Source organism: Streptomyces auratus, assembly GCF_050433025.1.
GTDB lineage: Bacteria > Actinomycetota > Actinomycetes > Streptomycetales > Streptomycetaceae > Streptomyces > Streptomyces sioyaensis.
Genome location: NZ_JBNGCB010000003.1, coordinates 2,765,336 through 2,786,241, shown reverse-complemented (window position 1 = coordinate 2,786,241; position 20,906 = coordinate 2,765,336). Strand labels below are relative to the sequence as shown.

Annotated in this window: 16 protein-coding genes; 4 read left to right on the top strand and 12 right to left on the bottom strand. The window is 73.0% G+C overall.

Features of this window, described 5'->3' with window-relative positions:
- The first annotated feature begins 35 nt into the window (after positions 1 to 35).
- Positions 36 to 959, top strand: coding sequence for a LysR family transcriptional regulator (locus BKA18_RS31905; RefSeq protein ID WP_366044563.1), 924 nt, complete (start codon positions 36 to 38; stop codon positions 957 to 959).
- Positions 960 to 977: 18 nt separating this feature from the next.
- Here BKA18_RS31905 and BKA18_RS31900 read toward each other — a convergent pair whose 3' ends face one another.
- The 10 genes from BKA18_RS31900 to BKA18_RS31855 form a co-directional block, all read right to left on the bottom strand.
- The gene (locus BKA18_RS31900; RefSeq protein WP_006601947.1) at positions 978 to 1,190 is read right to left on the bottom strand and encodes an EF-hand domain-containing protein; all 213 of its coding nucleotides are present in this window, start codon (positions 1,188 to 1,190) and stop codon (positions 978 to 980) included.
- A gap of 83 nt (positions 1,191 to 1,273) precedes the next feature.
- Positions 1,274 to 3,742: an excinuclease ABC subunit UvrA gene (gene uvrA, locus BKA18_RS31895; RefSeq protein ID WP_366044564.1), complete on the bottom strand. Its 2,469-nt coding sequence runs from the start codon at positions 3,740 to 3,742 to the stop codon at positions 1,274 to 1,276.
- 20 nt (positions 3,743 to 3,762) lie between these two features.
- On the bottom strand, positions 3,763 to 5,151 hold the full coding sequence (locus tag BKA18_RS31890; RefSeq protein ID WP_366044565.1) for an NAD(P)/FAD-dependent oxidoreductase: 1,389 nt from the start codon (positions 5,149 to 5,151) through the stop codon (positions 3,763 to 3,765).
- The gene (locus tag BKA18_RS31885; protein ID WP_366044566.1) at positions 5,148 to 5,339 is read right to left on the bottom strand and encodes a ferredoxin; all 192 of its coding nucleotides are present in this window, start codon (positions 5,337 to 5,339) and stop codon (positions 5,148 to 5,150) included. Before BKA18_RS31885 ends, BKA18_RS31890 begins: the two co-directional genes overlap by 4 nt.
- A 146-nt stretch (positions 5,340 to 5,485) precedes the next feature.
- On the bottom strand, positions 5,486 to 6,649 hold the full coding sequence (locus tag BKA18_RS31880; RefSeq protein WP_366044567.1) for a CapA family protein: 1,164 nt from the start codon (positions 6,647 to 6,649) through the stop codon (positions 5,486 to 5,488).
- A 479-nt stretch (positions 6,650 to 7,128) separates the two neighbouring features.
- The gene (locus BKA18_RS31875) at positions 7,129 to 9,213 is read right to left on the bottom strand and encodes a restriction endonuclease (RefSeq protein ID WP_429638724.1); all 2,085 of its coding nucleotides are present in this window, start codon (positions 9,211 to 9,213) and stop codon (positions 7,129 to 7,131) included.
- A 179-nt stretch (positions 9,214 to 9,392) separates the two neighbouring features.
- On the bottom strand, positions 9,393 to 9,737 hold the full coding sequence (locus BKA18_RS31870; protein WP_366044569.1) for a DUF1330 domain-containing protein: 345 nt from the start codon (positions 9,735 to 9,737) through the stop codon (positions 9,393 to 9,395).
- Between the two features lie 242 nt (positions 9,738 to 9,979).
- Positions 9,980 to 11,695 carry a DUF6895 family protein gene (locus BKA18_RS31865; RefSeq protein WP_366044570.1) on the bottom strand — a complete coding sequence of 572 codons (1,716 nt, stop codon included), beginning with the start codon at positions 11,693 to 11,695 and terminating at the stop codon, positions 9,980 to 9,982.
- Positions 11,696 to 11,729: 34 nt separating this feature from the next.
- Positions 11,730 to 11,939: a hypothetical protein gene (locus BKA18_RS31860; RefSeq protein ID WP_006601955.1), complete on the bottom strand. Its 210-nt coding sequence runs from the start codon at positions 11,937 to 11,939 to the stop codon at positions 11,730 to 11,732.
- A 494-nt stretch (positions 11,940 to 12,433) separates the two neighbouring features.
- Positions 12,434 to 13,996 carry an AMP-binding protein gene (locus BKA18_RS31855; protein ID WP_366044571.1) on the bottom strand — a complete coding sequence of 521 codons (1,563 nt, stop codon included), beginning with the start codon at positions 13,994 to 13,996 and terminating at the stop codon, positions 12,434 to 12,436.
- Positions 13,997 to 14,328: 332 nt separating this feature from the next.
- Between BKA18_RS31855 and BKA18_RS31850 the strand changes: the two genes are divergently transcribed.
- Positions 14,329 to 16,158 (top strand): alpha-L-fucosidase, encoded by a 1,830-nt coding sequence (locus BKA18_RS31850; protein ID WP_366044572.1) that lies wholly within the window; start codon positions 14,329 to 14,331, stop codon positions 16,156 to 16,158.
- 257 nt (positions 16,159 to 16,415) lie between these two features.
- Here BKA18_RS31850 and BKA18_RS31845 read toward each other — a convergent pair whose 3' ends face one another.
- On the bottom strand, positions 16,416 to 16,586 hold the full coding sequence (locus BKA18_RS31845) for a hypothetical protein (RefSeq protein ID WP_167551408.1): 171 nt from the start codon (positions 16,584 to 16,586) through the stop codon (positions 16,416 to 16,418).
- Between the two features lie 412 nt (positions 16,587 to 16,998).
- Between BKA18_RS31845 and BKA18_RS31840 the strand changes: the two genes are divergently transcribed.
- On the top strand, positions 16,999 to 18,423 hold the full coding sequence (locus BKA18_RS31840; RefSeq protein WP_366044573.1) for a lipase maturation factor family protein: 1,425 nt from the start codon (positions 16,999 to 17,001) through the stop codon (positions 18,421 to 18,423).
- Here the strand turns inward: BKA18_RS31840 and BKA18_RS31835 are convergent.
- Positions 18,317 to 19,405: a tetratricopeptide repeat protein gene (locus tag BKA18_RS31835; RefSeq protein WP_366044574.1), complete on the bottom strand. Its 1,089-nt coding sequence runs from the start codon at positions 19,403 to 19,405 to the stop codon at positions 18,317 to 18,319. The two genes, BKA18_RS31840 and BKA18_RS31835, sit on opposite strands and share 107 nt — an antisense overlap.
- A 291-nt stretch (positions 19,406 to 19,696) precedes the next feature.
- Between BKA18_RS31835 and BKA18_RS31830 the strand changes: the two genes are divergently transcribed.
- Positions 19,697 to 20,905 carry a lactonase family protein gene (locus tag BKA18_RS31830; RefSeq protein WP_366044575.1) on the top strand — a complete coding sequence of 403 codons (1,209 nt, stop codon included), beginning with the start codon at positions 19,697 to 19,699 and terminating at the stop codon, positions 20,903 to 20,905.
- The last annotated feature ends 1 nt before the right edge of the window (position 20,906 follow it).

The following is a 20,906-nucleotide window of genomic DNA, read 5'->3' as shown; positions in this document are numbered from 1 at the left end:
ACAGCACCGCACAATGGACCGCCTATGCTCCGCGCATGATCGATCCCCGGCTGCAGACCCTGCGTGTCCTGCACGAACTGGGCACCGTCACCGCGACCGCCGAGGCCCTGCATCTGACCCCGTCGACGGTCTCCCAACAGCTGCGTCAGCTGTCGGCCCGGCTCGGGCTCGGACTCCTGGAGCCGGCCGGCCGCAACGTGCGCCTGACTCCGGCGGCGTTGGCGCTGGTCGAGCACGCCGATGCGTTGTTCCTGCGCTGGGAGCAGGCCCGCGCGGATCTCGCGGAGTACGCGGACGGGGTCGCGGGGCGGTTGCGGATCACGGGGGTGGCGACGGCGATCACGGCGGTGATCGCGCCGGCGGCCACGCAGCTGCGCGAGGAGCTGCCGCGGCTGGCGGTGGAGATCGGTGAGGATCCGGACGAGAACCGATTCGAGCTGCTGCTGTCCGGCCGGGCGGACCTCGCCGTGGTCATTCCGACGCCGGACGGGCCCCCGCACGACGATGCGCGCTTCGTCCAACGGCCGGTCCTGGCGGAGCCGCAGGACCTGCTGGTGCCGGCCGGGCACCGGTTCGCCCGGTGTGCGCGGCAGGGGGTGGGGCTGGCAGAAGCGGGCGGGGAGAGCTGGATCCGCGCCGGTGACCCGGCCGATCAGCATCAGCTGCTGCTGACCACCTGCGCCAGGGCGGGCTTCACCCCCCGGGTACGCCACCACGCGGTGGACTGGTACGCGGTCGCGGCCCTGGTCGCGCACGGCTTCGGGATCGCCATGGTGCCGCGGCCGGCGCCGGTGCCGGAGAAGTACCCGGTCGTTCGGGTGCCGCTGCGCGGGGAGCCGCTCCCCGTCAGGCGGTTCGTGGCGGCCGTCCGGCGCGGAACGGAAGAACAGCCCCCGATCGCCCGCGCGATGGCGGCGCTGTGCGCGGCCGCGGGCGACCGGGAGGTGCAGGGGGTGTGAGCGCGGGCGGGGCGGGCGTCAGCCCTGCAGGGCCTGCCAGAACTCGTCGAAGGACATCGTGCCGTCGTGGTCGGTGTCCTTGGCCTTGATGACGGCCTCGGCCATCGGGCCGGTGACGTACGGGTCGCCCATCTCGGCCATCGCGTGCTTGAACTCGTCCGGTGTGACCTGGCCGTCGCCGTCCGCGTCGAACCGGTCGAACGTCGCCCGGGCCTGCTCGATGTCTGCCATGAGAGGGTGCCCCCTTCGTGATGCTGCGCAGTGCTGCGCGGTGCTGTTGCCTGGTGATCTGACCTGCGTACATTAGCGGACCGTCAAGAGGCGTCCGGCCGCGCCCTCTGCCGGGCCAGATAGGGCGCGGTACGGCTGCCCGGCGCCGCCGCCACCTCGGCGGGCGTTCCGGTGGCCACGATCCGGCCGCCGTCCGCGCCGCCGCCGGGACCGAGGTCGATGACGTGGTCGGCGCCGACGACCACCCCCATGTCGTGCTCGACGACCACGACGGTGTGCCCGGCGTCGACCAGGCCGTGCAGCTGGCGCAGCAGCACCTCGGTGTCGGCGGGGTGCAGTCCGGTGGTGGGCTCGTCGAGCAGGTAGAGGGTGTGGCCGCGGCGGGTCCGCTGGAGTTCGGAGGCGAGCTTGATGCGCTGGGCCTCGCCGCCGGACAGTTCGGTCGCGGGCTGGCCGAGCCGCAGGTAGCCCAGGCCCACGTCCTGGAGGGTGCGCAGGCTGCGGGCGGCCGCGGGGACGTCGGCCAGGAAGCCGGCGGCGTCGTCCACGGTCATCTCCAGGACGTCGGCGATGGTGCGGTCGCGGTAGGTGATCTGGAGGGTCTCGGGGTGGTAGCGGGCGCCGTGGCAGGTGGTGCAGGGCGCGTAGGTGCCGGGCAGGAAGAGCAGTTCGACGGCGACGAAGCCCTCGCCCTGGCAGGTTCCGCAGCGGCCGGCGGCGACGTTGAAGGAGAACCGGCCGGCCGTGTAGCCGCGGGCGCGGGCCTCGTCGGTGGCGGCGAAGACCTTGCGGACCGCGTCGAACAGCCCGGTATAGGTGGCGAGGTTGGAGCGCGGCGTCCGGCCGATCGGCTTCTGGTCGACGCGCACCAGCCGGTCGATCGCCTCCAGGCCCTCAGCGCCGGTGAGTTCCGCGCGGGCCATCGGTCCGGCGCCGGTGGCCTCGGTGTCGTCCCCGCCGGCCGTGGTCTGCCGGTCGTCGCCGGTCCCGAGGTGGTCGCGTACGGCGTCCGCGAGAACACGGGTGACCAGCGTCGACTTGCCCGAACCGGAGACGCCGGTGACGGCGGTGAAGACGCCCAGCGGGAAGGTGGCGTCCAGCCCGCGCAGGTTGTGCAGGGTGATGCCGCGCAGCGCCAGTGCGCCCGAGGGGCGGCGCACCGTGCGCGCGGGGGGCGGTTCGGTGGCGAAGAGGAACCGGCGGGTGGCGGAGGCGGCGGCGTGGGCGAGCCCGGCGACCGGCCCGCTGTGCAGCACCTGTCCGCCGTGTTCCCCGGCGCGCGGGCCGACATCCACGATCCAGTCGGCGTGGCGCACCACCGCCATGTCGTGCTCGACGACGAACAGCGAGTTGCCCGCTTCCTTGAGCCGGCCCAGCACCGTGAGCAGCGACTCCGTATCAGCGGGGTGCAGTCCGGCGGACGGTTCGTCCAGGACGTAGACGACGCCGAAGAGGCCGGAACGCAGCTGGGTGGCCAGCCGCAGCCGCTGGAGTTCACCCGCGGACAGGGTGGGCGCGGGCCGGTCCATGCTGAGGTAGCCCAGGCCGAGTTCGGTGAGCACCTCGATCCGGGCCACCAGGTCGCGGGCCAGGGTCGGGGCCACCTCGTCGTCCGTCCGCCCGGCGGTGGGCCGCAGCAGTGCGGCCAGCGCGCTCAGCGGTCGCCCGGCGAGGGTGGCGATGTCGTGCCCCTCGAAGGTGACGGCCAGGGACTCGGGGCGCAGCCGCCGCCCGTGGCACACCGGGCAGGGCTCGGCGACCATGAACCCCTGGACGCGCCCGCGCAGCGTCTCGCTCTTGGAGTCGGCGAAGGTGTGCAGCACATAGCGTCGGGCGCTCATGTACTGGCCCTTGTAGGGGCGTTGGATCCGGCCGACGTCGCGGACCGGGTGCACGGTGACGACGGGCTGTTCGTCGGTGAACAGGATCCAGTCGCGGTCGGCCTGCGGCAGATCCCGCCAGGGCCGGTCGATGTCGTACCCGAGTGCGGCGAGGATGTCTCGGAGGTTCTTGCCCTGCCAGGCGCCCGGCCAGGCCGCGATGGCACCCTCGCGGACGGAGAGCGACGGGTCGGGGACCAGGGACTCCTCGGTGACACGGTGGACGGTGCCCAGGCCGTGGCACTCCGGGCAGGCGCCGGCCGCGGTGTTGGGCGAGAAGGCGTCGGAGTCCAGCCGTTGTGCGCCCTGCGGGTAGTCGCCGGCGCGGGAGAAGAGCATGCGCAGGGTGTTGGACAGGGTGGTGACGGTGCCGACCGAGGAGCGGGAGGTGGGCGCGGAGCGCCGCTGTTCCAGCGCGACGGCGGGCGGCAGTCCGGTGATGTCCTCGACCTTGGGCGCCCCGACCTGGTGGATCAGCCGCCGGGCGTAGGGGGCCACCGACTCGAAGTAGCGGCGCTGCGCCTCGGCGTAGAGGGTGCCGAACGCGAGGGAGGACTTGCCCGATCCGGACACCCCGGTGAACGCGACCAGCGCGTCCCTCGGGATGTCCACATCGACGCTGCGGAGGTTGTGCTCACGGGCGCCGCGCACCCGTACGTACGAGTCGGTCATCCCCCCATGATCGGGCACCGTCAGGGCGTGTCCCGGCCGGACGCGAGGGCGGCGCGGACCTGCTCGCGGGCCTCGTCCCAGGCGAGCGGGGTGGCGACGACCGCACGCAGGGCGCGGAGCCGGCGCGGCGGGAGCCCGGCGGCGAGCACGCCGACGGCGCTGCCGTCCCGGCCGTAGAGCGCGACGGCCCGTCGCTGCGCCCGGTCCAGGACGGTGGTTTCGATGCGGTCGGCGCCCGCGGTGAGACCGTACGCCTGGATCTTGAGGTCGTACTGGTCGGACCAGAAATACGGCACGGGGGCGAAGGGGCGGCGTTCCTGCGCCGGGGTGGCGTCCCCGTCCGCGGCGGCGGGGGCCTCGGCGGCGAGTTCGGCCAGGAGGTTGCGGGCGGCGGCCATGCCCTGTTCGGTGGCGTTCATCCGGTGCTCGAAGCGCAGCGGACGGCCGTGGTGCGGATGGTCCCAGCGCGCCACGTCCCCCGCCGCGTAGATGCCGGGGGCGGCGGCGCAGTACGCGTCGCAGCGCAGCCCGTCGGTGGTGTCCAGCGCCGGGTCGGCCAGCCACTCGACGGCGGGCCGGGAGCCGATCGCCAGCAGCACGAGGTCGGCGGGCAGCCGGCTGCCTCCCCCTCCCCCGGCGGCTGCGCCCTCACTGCCGGGGGGACCCCCATCGGCCAGCCGGACGGCGGTGACCTGCCCGCCGCCCGTTCCCGCCGGATCCGCGGGGGCCGTCTCGAACCCGTCCACCACCCCGGTGCGCAGCTGGACGCCGCGGGCGCGGTGCTCCTCGGCGAGCAGCGCGCCGACCTCCGCGCCGACGGCCGCGGCCATCGGTATCTCCGCGATGCCCACGAGAGTGACCTCGTGCCCCAACTCCCGTGCCACCGCGGCCGCTTCGCAGCCCAGTACGCCGTTTCCGACGATCACCAGGCGCCGCCCGCCTCCCCCGGCGGCTACGCCCCCACTGCCGGGGGCACCCCCATTGGCCAGCAGGCCGCGCAGGGTCAGCGCGTCGTCCAGGGTGCGCAGGGTGTGCACACCCGCGATGCCCTCGGCGCCGGGCAGCGAGCGGGCCGCGACACCGGTCGCGATGATCACGCCGGCACACCCGAGCCGTTCGCCGCCGTCGAGGGTGAGGGTGCGGGTGGCCACGTCGAGGCCGGTGGCCCGGGTGCCGAGCCGCAGATCCAGGTCGAGCGGGTCGAGCTGGTCCCTGGTCCGCAGCAGCAGCTTCTCCGGCTCCCAGGCGCCGTGCAGCAGCTGCTTGGACAACGGCGGCCGGTCGTACGGGAGGTGGGGTTCGTCGCCGATGAGGGTGAGCGGTCCGCGCCAGCCGAAGCGCCGCAGCGCCTCGGCCGCGGCGAGCCCGGCCGCCGAGGCGCCGACGACGGCGATCGGCCGGGCGGTCATGCGCGGACCTCGGTCACGGGGGCCGGGGAGCGGGGGGCGGCGCGGACTGCGTCCGGCCGCTGGGCGGGCGGTGCGGCGGTGGGCGAGTCCACTACCGCGTCCTCGTCGCGCCGGCCGAAGGCCGCGGGGGCGTTCGGCACGCGCGGGCCGTCGGCGCGGCCCGTGTCGGCAGCAAGGGTGATCTTCATGACGAAAGGCTCCATGGGGGCTGTGGGGGTGTGCAGGACCGGGCGGACCGGTCCACCACCACGATCACCCGGCGGCGGGGCCGGTGTCACCAGGTCATTTCCCACTCATCCGGCGCCAGGCCATTTCCGGCTCATCTGGCACCGGGTCATCTCCCACTCCTCAGCCCGTCGGCCGCCGCGCCCCGGCTCAGCACCGCCTTGGCGATCTCCTTGCGGGCCTGGCCATGGCCGCCGGTCCGGGCGAGATTGCGCACCCGCACCCGCGCCCCCTGCTCGGCGAGCTGGGGGATGTACTCGGCCCTGACGACCCGCCAGCGCCCGCCGGCCCGGTGCGGCGGGGCGAACCGGAAGCGGGCGATGCTGCCCCAGGTGCCGCGCGGCTTCCTCGTAGCGCCGGTGATCTGGTCGCCGAGCCCGTAGACGACCCAGGTGCCGTGGACCTTCTCGTACGGCTGCGGGGTGTGCGCCCGGGTGCCGACGATCAGGTCGATGTCGGGCCGCCCGTGGGTCGCCGAGGCGGTGAGCGCACGGGCGAGCGCGAGCTGCCGGCCGTCGGGGGCCGTTCGGTGCGCCGCGCCCCAGTACGGGCTGACGACCACGACGTCGGCGCCGGCCCGGCGGGCCGCCCGAGCGTCATCGATGACGCGTCCCTCGTCGAGCGGATCGACCGCCCAGGGTGCGGACGCCGGGCGGCGGCCGCCCCCGGTGCCGTCGGCGTACGACAGCTGGGCCACCCGAGCACCGCCAGGGGCCCGCAGCAGCGCCGGGCTGCCACGCTCGGCCGCGTCGCGCGCCGAGCCGGCGTGCCGCAGCCCGACGGTGTCCAGGGCCTGCAGGGTGCGCCGCACGCCCGGGACGCCGTGGTCGAGGGCGTGGCGGGAGGCGGTGGCGCAGGAGTCGTAGCCGGTCGCCTTCAGGGCGGTGGCGATCTGCGGGGGCGCCTGGAGGGCGGGGTACCCGGCGAAGGGCCCGCTCAGCGGCCCCAGCGGCGCGCCGAGCTGACACAGCGCCAGATCGGCGGAGGAGATGACCGGCTGCACGCCCTTGAGCATCGGCCGGTAGTCGTAGCCGTCGTACGCGGCGTCGCTCCGTGCCGTGCTGAGGACCTCGGGCTGGGAGGGGAGCACCGCTCCCGCGGCGACCAGCGTGAAGGGCCGCCGGCCGGCGGTGACGGGGGCGCCGGCGTGGGGGCGCTGCGAGGGTTCCGGGGTGGGCCGCGGCACCGGCCGCGGGACGGCGTGCGGGCCTGCGCAGCCCACGGCCAGCGCGGCAAGGGCGGCAAGGGCGGCAGACCGGGTGTACGCGCTCATCCTCGACTCATATCAGCAGATTTATGGCGTGAAATGGTCCCGCCCCTTGGAGCCCGGCGCTCTCCCCCGTACGGACCCACGGCGGCCCGCGGCCGGGCCTCCCGCCGGGGCGGCAGCTCCGGAGCGGATCCTGGCGGCGAAGGCCGGGAGGCCTGAAAGGGAGCTGAGCCCGCGACCGTGGGGCCCTCCGCGGCGGTCCACCGAGCCGGACTGCTTGCCGCTGCCGGAGCCTCTCCCTGCCTTACGGACGGAGGCTCCGGCGGGCTGCGGGCTGCGGGCTGCGGGCTGCGGGCTGCGGGCTGCGGGCTGCGGGCTGCGGGCTGCGGGCTGCGGGCTGCGGGCTGCGGGCTGCGGGCTGCGGGCTGCGGGCTGCGGGCTGCGGGCTGCGGGCTGCGGGCTGCGGGCTGCGGAGAGTACCCCGCCGAGGCGATCAGACGCCCGCCGCGCACCGGTGAGCGGCTCCGCGCACGCCCCGGTCCTCAGGCGACCTCGATGCCGTACTCCTGCACCAGCGCCTCCAGGCCTCCGGCGAAGCCCTTGCCGCCGATCACGAAGTCCCAGTCGCCGCCCGCCCGTTGCCGGAACGAGCCGAGTACCAGGGCGGTCTCCCCGGGCCGCCCGTCCGAGACCTCCAGTTGCCCCAGCTCCTCCCCCGAGGCGTCCAGCAGCCGGATCCGGGCATCGGTGAAACCGGAGAGATCGGCGTCGGGGTCGACCTGGGGGTCGATCGCGGCGACCAGGACCAGCCGGTCGGCGTCCGCCGGCAGCGCCTCGAACCGCACCTGCATCGCGGCCCGGTCGGGGGCGAAGCCGGGCAGCATCCGCACCGAACCATCCGGATTGCGCGGGTTGTTGTAGAAGACGAAGTGGTCGTCGCTGAGGACGCTGCTCCCCTTGCACACCAGGGCACAGACATCGAGGGCGACCTCGCCGGACCAGTTCATGCCGAGGATGTTGTGGTCCGGTGGCTCCTCGGCGGAGTCGGGGCCGGCCGGGGCGGCCGCGCCCAGCCGGCCGCGCAGCCCGTACCGCCCGAGCAGATCGACGAGTTCGGGGCCGGCGATGAGGCCGAGCGGTTTGCCGTTGGCGAAGGTGTGGGCGCCGGGACCGAACCGGGAGGTCGTCACCAGCACGCCCTTGTTGGCGCCCTCGGACTGGACGGTGCCGTAGAGATCGCGGACGGCGGTGGGCGGGACGGTGTGGCGGTAGCGCTTGACCTGCACCACGATCTTGCCGCCGCGGACCGGGTCGGGGTCCAGCGCATCCACATCGACGCCGCCGTCACCGGACCGCTGGGTGGTCACGGCCTGCATGCCCATGGCCCGGAACAGCTCGGCGATCAGATTCTCGAAGGCGATCGGGTCCATCTCGTACAGATCGGGCTCGCTGTCGGTGCCGTGCGTGACGACCGCTTCGCCGCCGCCGACATCGCTGGGCAGCCGTCCGGGGCGCACCGCGGTCCGCTGGTCGGGGCGGGCGGAGAGCTGGCCGCGCAGCCCCTCGGTCAGGCACTCCACCGCACTGACCTGTTCGAGGTGGAGCAGGTCGAAGGCGCTGCGGGGCGCCATGACGGTCGCCAGATACAGCTGGGCCGGGCGGCCGGTCGCCGGGTCCACATCGTCCACGAAGCCGTTGAGCGCCACCGAGTCCAGCGTCCCGTAGGTGTCGGCGGCGAAGAGGTCGCGCAGCACCAGCAGCATGCTCTGGGCCAGCACATCGCGGTAGAGCGCCCGGCACTGCGCGGCCGGCCGGGCGGTCTCCTTCTCCTGGTCGGCGGTGGGCATGTACCGGACGGACCTGGTCTGCGGAACGATGTCGTAGCCCGGGAGTTCCCAGTCCAGGACGAGCTGGCGGGCGGTCGGATCGTAGGCCGCGGCGACCTGCCGGGGAAATCCCTCCGGCCAGGCCGTGGAGGAGTACAGCGCGGCCGAGAAGTACTCGACGGCCGCATCCGCATCGCCACCGCGCAGGCCGGAGAGGAGTTCCTCGATGCCGGAGTTGTGCACCCGGATTTCCTGCAGCGCCCCGGCGGCCCACTGGTCGTACTGCCGGCGGTAGGCGGTGAGTTGGGCCTGCCGGCGGCTCTCCGCGGCCTGTGCGGCGTACCAGTCCTGTTCGTAGCGGGCGCGGGCCTCTTCCTGGGCGCGGTCGCGGCGGGAACCGAGCTGCCAGCCGCCGGTGGGCGTCCGATAGCGGGCCGGGTCGGGCATCGGCACCGGGGTGGCGAGGGCGCCGGGCGCGAACTCCTCGATGCGCTCGGGGCGCAACAGCGCGGCGGCCGTGAAGGCGGGGGCGCGGCAGCCGTCGGAGAGCAGGCCGGAGAGCGCGGCGACCCGGCTCTCCAGTTCCTCGGTGCGGCGGCGGGCGTCGGCCTCCCGCTGCTGCCGGTAGGCCGTCTGCCGCTCGCGGTGCATCCGCGCCATGGCGCGTTCGGCGTCCCGTGCCTGCCGCTCCTGGTCGCGCTGCTGCTGAGCCCGCGCGCGGCGCTGGGCTTCCTGCTGGCGCTGCTGCTGACGCTGCGCCTCGGCCCAGACAGCCATTAATCCATGGGAACGGCGGCTCATACTGGTCTTCGTCCTCCCCCCGGGGCCGCTGCCCCCGGAACTCTGCGGAAGCGGCTTCACCTGCGCTGTTCATACGACTTTAGCGGGGGAGCAAGAAGCCGGTCACGGCTTGTGGACAAGATTCGGCGCACTGTGCACGGCGCGCGCCGGCCGCCGCCGCGGCCGGCACGCACACGGCGTCATGTGGCCGCCGCGTCCCGCAGTTTCGCCGCCGTCCGGGCCGGGTCGTAGCCGTCCGGCACTCCCGGCACCAGCACCACATCGCCCTCGATGTGCCGGGTGCGCAACGGCAGGATCTCCTGGTACGCGGGCGATTCGTACCACCCGCGGGCCTGCGCCATGTCCGGGAAGGCGAGAACGACGACGGTTCCGGGCCAGCTGCCTTCCTCGACCTCCACCTCCGCGCCGTGGACGAGGAAGCGGCCACCGAAGGGGTCCAGCGTCGCCTGGATCTTCTCGATGTACGCGACGATCTCCGGATGCGGGTCGGTGGGGCGCAGGTGGGCAATGGCGTATGCGGTCATGGTGCGGCCTTTCCATTGAGCGGGTGGTGCGTCGAGGTCCACGGTTCCATGGACCGCCCACGGGTCGATGGCCTTCGGCGTCATTCGCGGCCGCACGGGCCGATTTCCTCCGGGGTCGTCTCCGCCGCCGTAACTCCCGTACGGGGCACGGCCCCACGCCCCTCGCGGAAGGGCGCCGGGCCACCCGGCTGCGATGCACCCTGGGGTGGCCCCCGCGGTCCGGGCGGTTCCCACCGGCCCGGTTACCGCACCGGCGCCCCGGCTCCGGACGACGCGGTCGCCCCACCGGGGGTCGCGGCCGGGCCCCGGGCCATATGCACGGCGGCCAAGGCTGTGACGGTGCTCTGCGTCCATGACAGCATTGCCCGCTCCCGGTCCTCCGGGTCGTCGCAGGCCGGGCGGCCGAAGGCGCCGCACGGGCTCTGCTGGGCGAGGAGGAACCCGACGGCGTCGCGGGTGAGGCGATGTGTCGCCGCTCCGCTGCGGGCCAGGTCGCGGACGATGCCGGCGACCTGCCCCAGGTGATAGTTCTTCCAGGCCTCGGGCAGGTCCCCTGCGGCCGGCTCCGGAGTGGCGGGCGGCGCCGCGGCGCCGCCGGTCAGCGCGGCGGCCCGCCGAGGGGACAGCAGCCCGAGCCCGGCGAGGCGCTGGACACTGGGCACCGCTTGGGGCGGGACGGTGTCCAGGAGCTCGACGGCGGCCGCGGTGGACTTCAGGAACCTGTCCAGCGAGACGCAGGTGATGCCGTGCTCCCGCAGCCCGGACACGAATGCGCCGACGACCTCCATCCCGTGCGCCTGCCACACGGCGTCGTCCGCGTCCGCGAGGCGCTCGGAGAAGTCGAGGAGCAGCGGCCGGGTGAGCTCGGGCTCGCCCAGGGCATCCGCCGCATGGGCGGCGGCCGCGGCGGCCGGCAGCCACCTGGCGGGGTCATGGCGCCGGACCGTACTAGCCAGCCACTCCACCGCCCGCCGCAGTGGTTGCCGCACCTCCTGGCGGCACTCCGGAGCGGCGGGCCGAGCCGTCCGCAGCACCTTGGGGCTGCGGTCCAGGAGCGCGGCCAGGGCGGCGACGATGGTGGTGTGGTAGCCGGTGGCCCAGTGCCGGTAGGCGTCGTCGCCGTCGGTCAGCCCGGGGTGCACCACACCCTGCGGGCCGTTCACCCGCCCCTCGGCCTCCTGCACCGAGAGGAGGAACTCCCATGCCCTGCCGGCCTCTTCGGAGTCCCGCACCCCCAGACACAGCAGACAGCACAGGAGCTCCCCCACCAGGTCGGCATTGCCCTGGCTCCGGGTGAGGACGAGGAGCGCCTCCAGCAACTCCACCGCCGCGCCCGGATCGAAGCTCCGCGGCCCGTGTGGCCGCCGCAGACCGAAGTCCGTGGCGTAGAAGATCGTGTGGGTGAGGGCGTAGATGTCGCGGTCGGCGAGCTTGAGGGCATTCGGACTGTTGTGGAGCAGGGTGAACGGCAGAACGTCGGCCATGGAGGGCAGGGTGTGCGGGATGCCGCACAGCTCCAGGGTGTGCAGCAGATCGAGCTGCCGGTAGGGGATCCGCTCGAAGACCGCCGCATAGCCGCCCGCCGCGGCCTGCTGGATGATGGTCCGGAACTCCGGGTCCTCCCGCCCGCAGAGCCGGAGTGCCGCATAGGTGCCCGCGTACAGCAGGAGGGCGGCCTCGTCCCGGGCGATCAGCTCGCGGTAGGAGGGCCGGGCCGCGATGTCCTCGATCGTGTCGAGGAGGGCCGCATAGTCGTCCTCCAGTGGTGCCGGGTCCAGACGCGCCCGCAGCCCCACGAGGAACGCGGTTTCGAGGAGGGCCTTACGGGCGAACAGCACCCGGTCCGGGGCCGCGTGGGCGGGGTCGAGCAGATCGCGGCGCGCAGCGAGCCAGGCGACTGCCCGTGACTCCACCGCGCGCCTCTGTGCCGATCCGTCACCGGGCTGCGTCGTGTCCATCGAATGCCTCCCGGCGATCGGTGCTGTCAATGCCTCAGTTGCCCGCGGTGCCGTCGTCGCACTCCGCGACCTGGTTGGCGACCACCAGGACGTAGCGCTCCCAGGCGAGCACATAGCCGGCCACGTCATCGAGTTGGCTGACCTGATCGACGACGCGCTCCAGCGGGACGCTGAGGTCGACGAGTCCGCTGGTCCTCAGGAAATCGAGGGCCTTACGGGCATCGACGGGGGGAGGGCAGGACATGGCTTGCTCCTTTTGGGTGGTTCGGACAGATATCGCGAGTATCACGGCGAATGACTGCGCCGTCACCGTATGAGCCCGAAACGGAAGCGCGAGCGGATCCATCGGGCCTGTTCGGAGCGGCAATGCCCCGCGCCAAACCACCCCAAGGGGCGAGTAATCGCAAGGGAGTTCGGGAAAGAAGGGCTCCGCTTGACCCCGCAGGCCCGTCATCGGAGTTGACGCGCCCGAGACCCACCACCCCTGCCTCGCCGAGGAGTTCACGGTAGGGCCGAACCGGCCCCCCCCCACCCCCGTCCGGCGTTGCCCAGGCACCTTTGTGGCATCAACCTTGCGCGACTTACAGGGGAACCCCCGCGGGGCCGCCGAATATCGCCGCTGCCTCGGCGGGTGCCGCGCTCAAGCCGTACACGACGGATTCCGGCGGGAACTCGGCCTGATCCGCAAGGAAATCGCCGCATCGGGTCCCGGCCTCGGCGCCCAGCGGCTCGCGGCGGTCAGATTGCGCCGTCGTGACCCACCCAATACGGATCCCGCAGTTGCCGTTTGAAGAGTTTTCCCGACTCGTCGCGCGGCAGCCGCTCCTCGAAGACCACGGCCCGGGGCACCTTGTACCCGGCGAGCCGCGCCGCGACATGGGTGCGGACCTCCTCGGCGCTGAGCACCACGCCGGGTTCGGTCTGCAGATGCGCGGCGAGGGTTTCGCCGAACTCCTCGTCGGGGATGCCGAAGACCGCCGCGTCACAGACCCCGTCGAGGGCCAGCAGACAGCCCTCGATCTCGGCGGGGTAGATGTTCACGCCGCCGGAGATGACCATGTCGTGGCGGCGGTCGCTGAGGTAGAGATAGCCGTCCGCGTCGAGTTGGCCGATGTCGCCGATGGTGACGTACCCGGGCAGGCCCGGCGCTTCCATGGCGGCGCGCCGGTCCGGGTCGCCGAGGTAGGTGAACTGCGGCCAGTCGTCGCCCGGTTTGAGATAGATGTCGCCGGTGGCGCCGGCCGGCAGCGGCTTTCCGTCGGGCCCGAGGACCGCGACGGCGCAGGTGCCGGTGGCCCGTCCGACGGTGCCGGGATGAGCCAGCCACTCCGCGCTGTCGCACCATGTCACGGCGCCGGTCTCGCTGCCGCCGTAGTACTCCCGAAGGACCGGTCCCAGCCAGTCGATCATGGCGTGTTTTACATGTGGGGGGCAGGGTGCCGCGGCGTGGACGACGGAGGTGAGCGAGGACAGGTCGTAGCGCTCGCGGACGTCCTTGGGCAGTCGCAGCAGCCGGACGAACATCGTGGGGACGACCTGCACCTGCTCGATGCGGTGGCGGGCGATCAGCCGCAGGAACTCCTCGGCGTCGAACCGCGGCATCAGGGTGATGTCCAGCCCGGCCGCGAGGGCGAGGACGGCATGCTGACTGGGCGAGGCGTGGTAGAGCGGGGCGGGGATGAGCGTGCGGCCGCCGGGAGCGACCGCGAAGTACTCCAGGAACCGCTGCACCGCTTCGGCGAGCCGGTCCTGGGCGACCGGTTCGCGCAGCACCCCTTTGGGGCGTCCGGTGGTTCCGGAGCTGTAGATGACGGTGGGCGGGTGCTCCCCGGCGGTCCGGTCGAGCGGTGGATATCCGGCCAGCCAGGGGTCGAGCAGCGGATGGTCCCCGGTGGGCGCGGGCGCCTCGATCCCGCAGGCGGCCGCGACGCCGGCAGGTACGGCGGCCTCGACGATCCGTACGCCCTCGGGGAGCACGGCTCGTACCCCGGCCAGCAGGTCGGTGTGTGCGAAGACGACCTTGCTGCCGCTGTCGGTGAGCACATGGCTCAGTTCGTGCTGCCGGAAGTGCCAGTTCACGGGCACCGCCGAGGCGCCGAGCAGGGCGGCCGCGGCGGTGATCTCCAGGTGGGCGGGCTCGTTGCGCATCACGACGGCGATCCGGTCGCCGGGCTCCACGCCCGCTTCCCGCAGGCCGGTGGCGATCCGCGCCGCACGGTCGAGGAAGGCCGGATAGTCGCGTTCGTGGCCGGCACAGCGGATGGCCGGGGTGCCGGCGGCGGACGGGACGACGGCTTCCATGGTGCCTCCAGTGAGTGCGACCCGGCCGCTTATTGAACCGTCACGTGCCTTTGTCCGCCAGGGTGTTGAGGTCGGGCCGACGGACCAAACGCCGACTTCCGGTCAGCTCTCCGGCCACCGGTCCCGCTTGTCCCGGCCACTCACGCCGACCTTCCTCTGAGATCCGAGGTATCACGGCACTTCCCCGAACAACTCCCCCAACTCCCGCCAGTTTCCCACAAGGTGCTCCGATGTTTGTCGCGTACGGGGTCTTCCGGTCGAGTGCCAGGGCCTGCACCATGCGGGATGGCACAGGAGGCACCTACGTGACCAACTGACCCGAGGAGCGAGCGATGCACAGCCGCACCAGACCGTTCCGGCTGCTGGGAATCGCGGGGGTGCTGGGCGCCCTGCTGCTGACCGCCGGCGGCACCGTGGCCGCGGCGCAGCCCCCGCCCCGGCCCGCCGCCGGCCCCGGCACCAACCACGCGACCGACGACCCCTTCACCGCACCGCGCACGGCGTGGTGGCGGCAGGGCCGCTTCGGGCTGTTCCTCCACTTCGGCGCGTACTCGAACCTGGAGGGCGAATACACCCGGCCCGACGGCACGGTGTGCCGCAACGCGGAATGGATCAAGCGGGAGTGCCGGATCCCCGACGAGGCGTACGAGCGGCAGGCCGCCACCTTCAACCCGTCCGCCTTCGACGCCGAGGCGATCGTCCGCGCGGCGAAGGATGCCGGGCAGCGCTATATCGTCATCACGGCCAAGCACCACGACGGCTATGCGATGTGGCCGACGAAGCAGAACACCTGGAATCTGCGGGACCACTCCGCCTTCGACCCCCGTCGCGACATCCTCGCCGAGCTGAAGAAAGCCGCCGACGCCGCCGGGATCAGACTGGGCTTCTACTACTCGATCTGGGACTGGCACGACCCGGACTTCGCCGCTCCCGAGACCTTCCCGCGCTACAAAAAGCGGATGTACGGCCAGCTCAAGGAGCTGATCGACCATTACGACCCGGCGCTGTTGTGGTTCGACGGCGAGTGGGACACGGACAACCCCGCCAACCACTGGTCACGCCGGGACGGTGCGGATCTCCAGGCGTATCTGCACGACCTGAACCCTCGTCTGGTCGTCAACAACCGCGTCGGAAAACGCGAGGTGGTCGACGGTGACTTCGGCACGCCGGAGCAGGAGATCCCCGCGGAGCCGGTCGACGGGCAGCTGTGGGAAAGCTGTATGACGCTCAACGACCACTGGGGCTTCGCCAGGTACGACAGCAACTGGAAGTCCCCGGCCACCGTGCTGCGCAATCTGCTGGCGGTGACGAGCCGCGGCGGCAACTACCTGCTCAACGTGGGACCGGACCGGCTCGGGCGCCTCCCGCAGCCGGCCGTCGACCGGCTGCGCGCGGCCGGCCGGTGGCTCGCCGCGGACGGCCAGGGCGCCGCGGTTCACGGGGCCGGGCACACCGGGCTGGTGGCGGCCCCGTCCTGGGGCGCGGTCTCCCGCCGGGGCAACGAGCTGTATGCCTCCGTCACCTCCTGGCCGGCCGCCGGCTCCGCTCTCCACCTCGCCGCCAGGAGCCCGTTCGCGATCACCGCGGCCCGGGTGCTGGGCAGTTCGCAGCAGGTGAAGGTCACCCCGTCCGGGGACGGCTTCGACCTCACCCCGTCCGGCGCCGCCCCCGATCCGCTCGCGAGCGTCATCCGGCTCACGATCCGGCCGCCGGCCGCCGCGCCGGCCGGCACCGGCACCGGACTGACGGCGCAGAGCTGGGCGAACGACTCCTTCACCGGCCCGCCCGCGGTGACCACCGTCGACCCGACGGTGAACAAGTCCTACCGCTTCGACGGCTCACCGGACCCGAAGATCCCCGCCGATCACTTCAGCACCCGCTGGACCGGCAGCATCCAGCCGCGCTTCGACGAGACCTACACCTTCACCACTGTCTCCGACGACACGGTGCGGTTGTGGATCGACGGCACCTTGGTGATCGACAACGTCACCCCGCACGGCCCGAAGGCCGACAAGGGGACGGTCACGCTGAAGGCCGGGCACCGGCACCGCATCCGGATCGACCACACGGAACAGGCCGGCGAGGCCTATCTGAAGCTGCTGTGGTCCAGCCCCAGCCAGTCCCAGCAGATCGTGCCGCAGCGTCAGCTGTACGCCGACTGACCGCGGCCGCACCGGGGCGTACGGGCCGATCACGACGGGCGACGAACGCGCTGTCCGGTGGGCGGGACCGCCTGCGCCCTCGGTTGGGCCGTTCGGGTCACGGCCACCGGGCGGCAGTGGGGCCCCGCTGGTACGGGACGGCGCCTCGGTCGCGGCGGTGGACGGGCATGAGGACGGCCGCTGTCGCGACCGAGGCGCCGGCCCCGCCCCCCGAACGAACGCGCCCGGGGGGCGGGGCCGGCGCAGGGATCAGCCGATCAGTCGATGCCGCGGAAGATATTGGGCTCGGCGGGGTCGTCCTCGCAGCCGGCCAGACGCACCGGGGCACAGCGATCCCAGGCTTCCAGGTTACGGACTTCCTTGATCCGGCCTGGCCGCTCGCCCTGCTTCAAACGGGGCTGCTTGTGTTGAGCCTTGTGCAAAGCCACCACGCACTCCTTCATCGAGGTATTGGTCTGACGCGGTGGCGCCGTGTTCACAAACCGGGAGGTCAGCCAAGGTTTGTGGCGTTCCCGCGACGGGCCAATGGTGTTGGCGTCTCCCAGAAAGGTCGTCCGTCGACCCTCAGAGTAACTACGCCGCACGCGGCGCGCTCGACGTTTTCCAGCGCGAAGGGAATGCGTGGGCAAGGCGGAAAAACCTCCCCCCATGGGCGGCGGGAAATCCGGCGGAATTTGTGATGCACCTCACTCACCCGAACGGCCCTCGCCGCACTCACCGCAACGGACCTCGGGTTGCTGCATTCGCCCCGCTCCCTACGCTGGAGAGTGAGCGGGGGATACCGTCCGCCGCCTGCGTGCCGTGCCGCAGAGCGCGCGGCTCAGTGCTACCCATGGGCGGGTGGCATGGTTCTCGGATTCCGGTTACTGGCTCGGGCGGCTCGTCTTCCAGAGGATGCTGGCCGCGCTCTACCTGTGCGCGTTCCTCGCGGCGGTGCGCCAGTTCCGCGCGCTCATCGGGGCACGCGGCCTGTTGCCGGTGCCCGATTTTGTGGCCCGGGTGCCGTTCCGTGCGGCGCCCTCGGTCTTCCACTGGCACTACTCGGACCGCTTCTTCGCCCTCTGGTCGTGGTGCGGGGTCGCGCTGTCCGCGGCCGTGGTGGCGGGGGCCGCGGACGCCGTCCCGCTGTGGGCGGCGATGCCGATGTGGGCCGCGCTGTGGGTGCTGTACCTGTCCATCGTGAACGTCGGGCAGACCTGGTACGGCTTCGGCTGGGAGTCGCTGCTGCTGGAGGCGGGCTCGCTCGCGGTGTTCCTCGGCAACGACGACACCGCTCCCCCGGTGCTGATCATGTGGCTGCTGCGCTGGGTGCTGTTCCGGGTGGAGTTCGGGGCCGGGCTGATCAAGATGCGCGGCGACCGCTGCTGGCGGGATCTGACCTGTCTGTACTACCACCACGAGACCCAGCCGATGCCCGGCCCGTTGAGCTGGTTCTTCCACCATCTGCCGCGACCCCTCCACCGGGTCGAGACGGCCGCCAACCACGTCGCCCAACTCGCCGTCCCGATCCTGCTGTTCACTCCGCAGCCGATTGCCGGATGGGCCGCGGCCGCGATGGTCATCACTCAGCTGTGGCTGGTGCTGTCCGGCAACTTCGCCTGGCTGAACTGGGTGACCATCGCGCTCGCCCTGTCGGCCGCCGCCCCGCTGTGGGGCGGGCCGGCCGCGCCGCTCGCCGCGCCCCCCGTGTGGTTCGAGGTACTGGTCCTGCTCGCCACCGCCGGTGTCCTCGTGCTCAGCTACCGGCCGGCGCGCAATCTGCTGACCCGGCAGCAGATGATGAACACGTCCTACGAGTCGCTGCATCTGGTCAATTCGTACGGCGCCTTCGGCACGATCACCCGGGTGCGCCGGGAGATCGTGGTGGAGGGGACGGCGGACGCGGTGACCGGGCCACAGACCACCTGGCGGGCGTATGAGTTCCACGGCAAGCCGGGCGAGGTGCGGCGGCTGCCGCGCCAGTTCGCGCCGTACCACCTGCGGCTGGACTGGCTGATGTGGTTCGCCGCGCTGTCGCCCGCCTATGCGCGGGCGTGGTTCGTGCCGTTCGTGGCGCGGCTGCTGGAGAACGACCGGGACACCCTGCGGCTGCTGCGCAGCAATCCGTTCCCCGATCTGCCGCCGGCCCGGATCCGGGCCCGGGTCTTCCGCTACCGCTTCACGACGTGGCGGGAACTGCGGGAGACCGGAGCGTGGTGGCACCGGACCGAGGAGCGGGAGTTTCTGGCGCCGGTCGGGCGGTCAGCTCTGCACGGAAGGCGATGACCATCTCGCGGGCGTGGCGCAGCCCGATCCTCGTGAAGTCCCGCTCCAGCATGTCGAGTTCGGCCAGCGACTCGTCCCGGTCGCGGCCCAGGCGGGCGCGGGACTTGACCAGGCCGAGGCGGGAGAGGGCCACCCCACGCGGCTCCTGCATGTCGCTGAACTCCCGCAGCGCGAGGGAGTAGGTCTCGCGCGCGGACGCGTACCGTCCGGCGCGGAAGAAGACGTTGGCGCGCATCTTGTGGTTGTAGGCGAGCGCGCTGGCCAGATCCATGGTGCGGCAGATGGCCTCCGCCTCGGACAGCAGGGTCAGCGCCCGGTCCGTCTCGCCCTGGACGGACAGCACATCGGCGACGCCGCGCAGCGACCAGGCGCGCCCGCGGAAGTCATCGGCGTCGGCGGCTATGCGGGCGGATTCCTCGAAGAGCTCCAGGGCCTTGTCGTAGTCGCCGGTGTTGCGGTGCATCTGGGCGATGCCCGACATCGCCCAGACCATGTGCCGGGCCTCGCCGTGTTTGCGGCCCTGTTCGAGCAGCTGCTCGTGGAGGTCGGCGACCGCGGCGTAGTCGCCCTGGATGCGGCCGGTCTCGGCCAGGCCGGCGAGCGCGTAGCCGTGGGCGAGACGGTCGCCGCTGCCCTCGGCCAGGGCGACGGCATGGGCGAGCAGCCGGCGGGCGAGCGGCAGGGTTCCGCACTGCCGGGCCAGGGTGCCGCCGCTCCACAGCGCCCAGGCCATGGCGCCGGGGTCACCCGCGGTGCGGGCGCTGCGGTAGCTCTCCCGCCAGGCCTGGCCCGCCTCGCTCACCCGGCCGAGCCGCCGGTTGGCCTCGGCGACCGCGAGCGCGGCCCGGGCCCGGTCCAGTGCGGTGCCCGCGTCGGCCTGTGCGCGACTCGCCGTGGCCAGCACCTCCTCGTAGGAGGAGTTCACGCCCAGTGCCGCGCCCAACTCACCCTGGTATTCCGGGGCGAATGCCTTGCCGTACATATATCTATGGCCTCCCGATCATTTCCGTGCCTTGATCACGAATCTATGAGCGAGGAGGGGTCCGGCGAGTCCGTCCCTGTATGGGTTGTGCCGTACGACTGGAGTGCTACGGGTGGGCTGATGGTCATCATGCGGATGTAGGGGCAGGTCAGGGTCAACCGGCGTGCACGGCCTCCGCCTTGGGGGCACACCGCGCCCCGCCCCTTCCCCGCTTGCCTCCGCAGGCGGGACGGGCCACCCTTGCCACGGCACCCGAGCACCGACCACCGCCGCCGAACACCGAGGTGTGGCATGAGCGCAGCACGTACGGGGACGAGGGCCGGGGCAGGGATCGGCCGCAGGCGGTTCCTGGGCGCCGCGGCCGGGCTGACCGCGACCGCCGGGACGGGGGCGGCGCTGCCGACGCGCGAGGACGCGCGGCCCGCACCCGTCTCCCGCCGCCCCGGCCGCGGGCCCGCCGGCACCCGGCCGCTCTTCCTGGGGACGTACACCTCCCACCCGGGCGGCGGGACCGGCGTCGGAGTCGGTGCGTACGACACCACGACCGGGCGGATCACCGCCACCGGGGTCGTGGCGGGGGTCGCCGATCCTTCCTATCTCGCCGTGGCACCGTCCGGTCGCACCCTCTACGCGGTCGATGAGCAGGAGCAGGGCGCGGTGACCGCCATGGCGCTGCGGCCGGACGGCCCGCCCGCCGTACTGGGGAGCCGGTCCACGGGCGGCGCCGGGCCCTGCCATCTGTCGGTGCATCCCGACGGGCGCCGGCTGCTCAGCGCCAACTACCTCTCCGGCAGCGTGGCCGTGCACCCGATCGACCCGGCCACGGGCGCGCTGGGCGAGCGCACGGACCTGGTCACCCACTCCAGCCCGCCGCCCGGTCCCGGCCAGGACGGGCCGCATGCCCACCAGATCATCACCAGCCCGGACGGCCGGTACGTGCTGGCGGTCGACCTCGGCAATGACACCGTCTACACCTACCGGCTGGACGAGCCGGCCGGACGGCTCGTCCAGGTGTCGGCGGCGGCGCTGCGGCCCGGCGCCGGCCCCCGGCATCTGACCTTTCATCCCTCGGGGGCCTTCGCCTATCTGGCGAACGAGGTCGACAACACGGTCGTGGTCTGCCGCTACGACCGCCGGACGGGTCAACTGACGCCCGGTGCACCGCAGTCCACGGGGACCGGCCCGGGGACCAGCTTTCCGGCGCAGTTCCTGGTCACCCGGGGCGGCCGCTTCGCCTATCTCGCCAATCGCGGTCACAACAGCCTCACCCGCTATGCCGTGGAGGCGGCCGGGGCACGGCTGCGGCTGCTGGACACCGTGCCGGTGGGCGGGGACTTCCCCCGGCAGATCGCCTTCTCGCCCGACCAGCGGTGGCTGTTCGCGGCGAACCAGAAGTCGGGGTCGGTGACGGTGTTCTCGGTGGACGCCCGGACCGGGGCGCTGTGCAGCGCCGGCGCGCCGTTCGTGGCACCGGTCCCGGTGTGTGTGCTGCCGCTGTGAG

Excerpts from the sequence above, each read along its gene's own strand:
- BKA18_RS31835 (WP_366044574.1), bottom strand. The coding sequence starts at position 19,405 with ATGTACGGCAAGGCATTCGCCCCGGAATACCAGGGTGAGTTGGGCGCG.
- BKA18_RS31900 (WP_006601947.1), bottom strand. The coding sequence starts at position 1,190 with ATGGCAGACATCGAGCAGGCCCGGGCGACGTTCGACCGGTTCGACGCG.
- BKA18_RS31855 (WP_366044571.1), bottom strand. The coding sequence starts at position 13,996 with ATGGAAGCCGTCGTCCCGTCCGCCGCCGGCACCCCGGCCATCCGCTGT.
- BKA18_RS31860 (WP_006601955.1), bottom strand. The coding sequence starts at position 11,939 with ATGTCCTGCCCTCCCCCCGTCGATGCCCGTAAGGCCCTCGATTTCCTG.
- BKA18_RS31875 (WP_429638724.1), bottom strand. The coding sequence starts at position 9,213 with ATGAGCCGCCGTTCCCATGGATTAATGGCTGTCTGGGCCGAGGCGCAG.
- uvrA (WP_366044564.1), bottom strand. The coding sequence starts at position 3,742 with ATGACCGACTCGTACGTACGGGTGCGCGGCGCCCGTGAGCACAACCTC.
- BKA18_RS31870 (WP_366044569.1), bottom strand. The coding sequence starts at position 9,737 with ATGACCGCATACGCCATTGCCCACCTGCGCCCCACCGACCCGCATCCG.
- BKA18_RS31890 (WP_366044565.1), bottom strand. The coding sequence starts at position 5,151 with ATGACCGCCCGGCCGATCGCCGTCGTCGGCGCCTCGGCGGCCGGGCTC.
- BKA18_RS31905 (WP_366044563.1), top strand. The coding sequence starts at position 36 with ATGATCGATCCCCGGCTGCAGACCCTGCGTGTCCTGCACGAACTGGGC.
- BKA18_RS31830 (WP_366044575.1), top strand. The coding sequence starts at position 19,697 with ATGAGCGCAGCACGTACGGGGACGAGGGCCGGGGCAGGGATCGGCCGC.
- BKA18_RS31865 (WP_366044570.1), bottom strand. The coding sequence starts at position 11,695 with ATGGACACGACGCAGCCCGGTGACGGATCGGCACAGAGGCGCGCGGTG.
- BKA18_RS31880 (WP_366044567.1), bottom strand. The coding sequence starts at position 6,649 with ATGAGCGCGTACACCCGGTCTGCCGCCCTTGCCGCCCTTGCCGCGCTG.
- BKA18_RS31885 (WP_366044566.1), bottom strand. The coding sequence starts at position 5,339 with ATGAAGATCACCCTTGCTGCCGACACGGGCCGCGCCGACGGCCCGCGC.
- BKA18_RS31850 (WP_366044572.1), top strand. The coding sequence starts at position 14,329 with ATGCACAGCCGCACCAGACCGTTCCGGCTGCTGGGAATCGCGGGGGTG.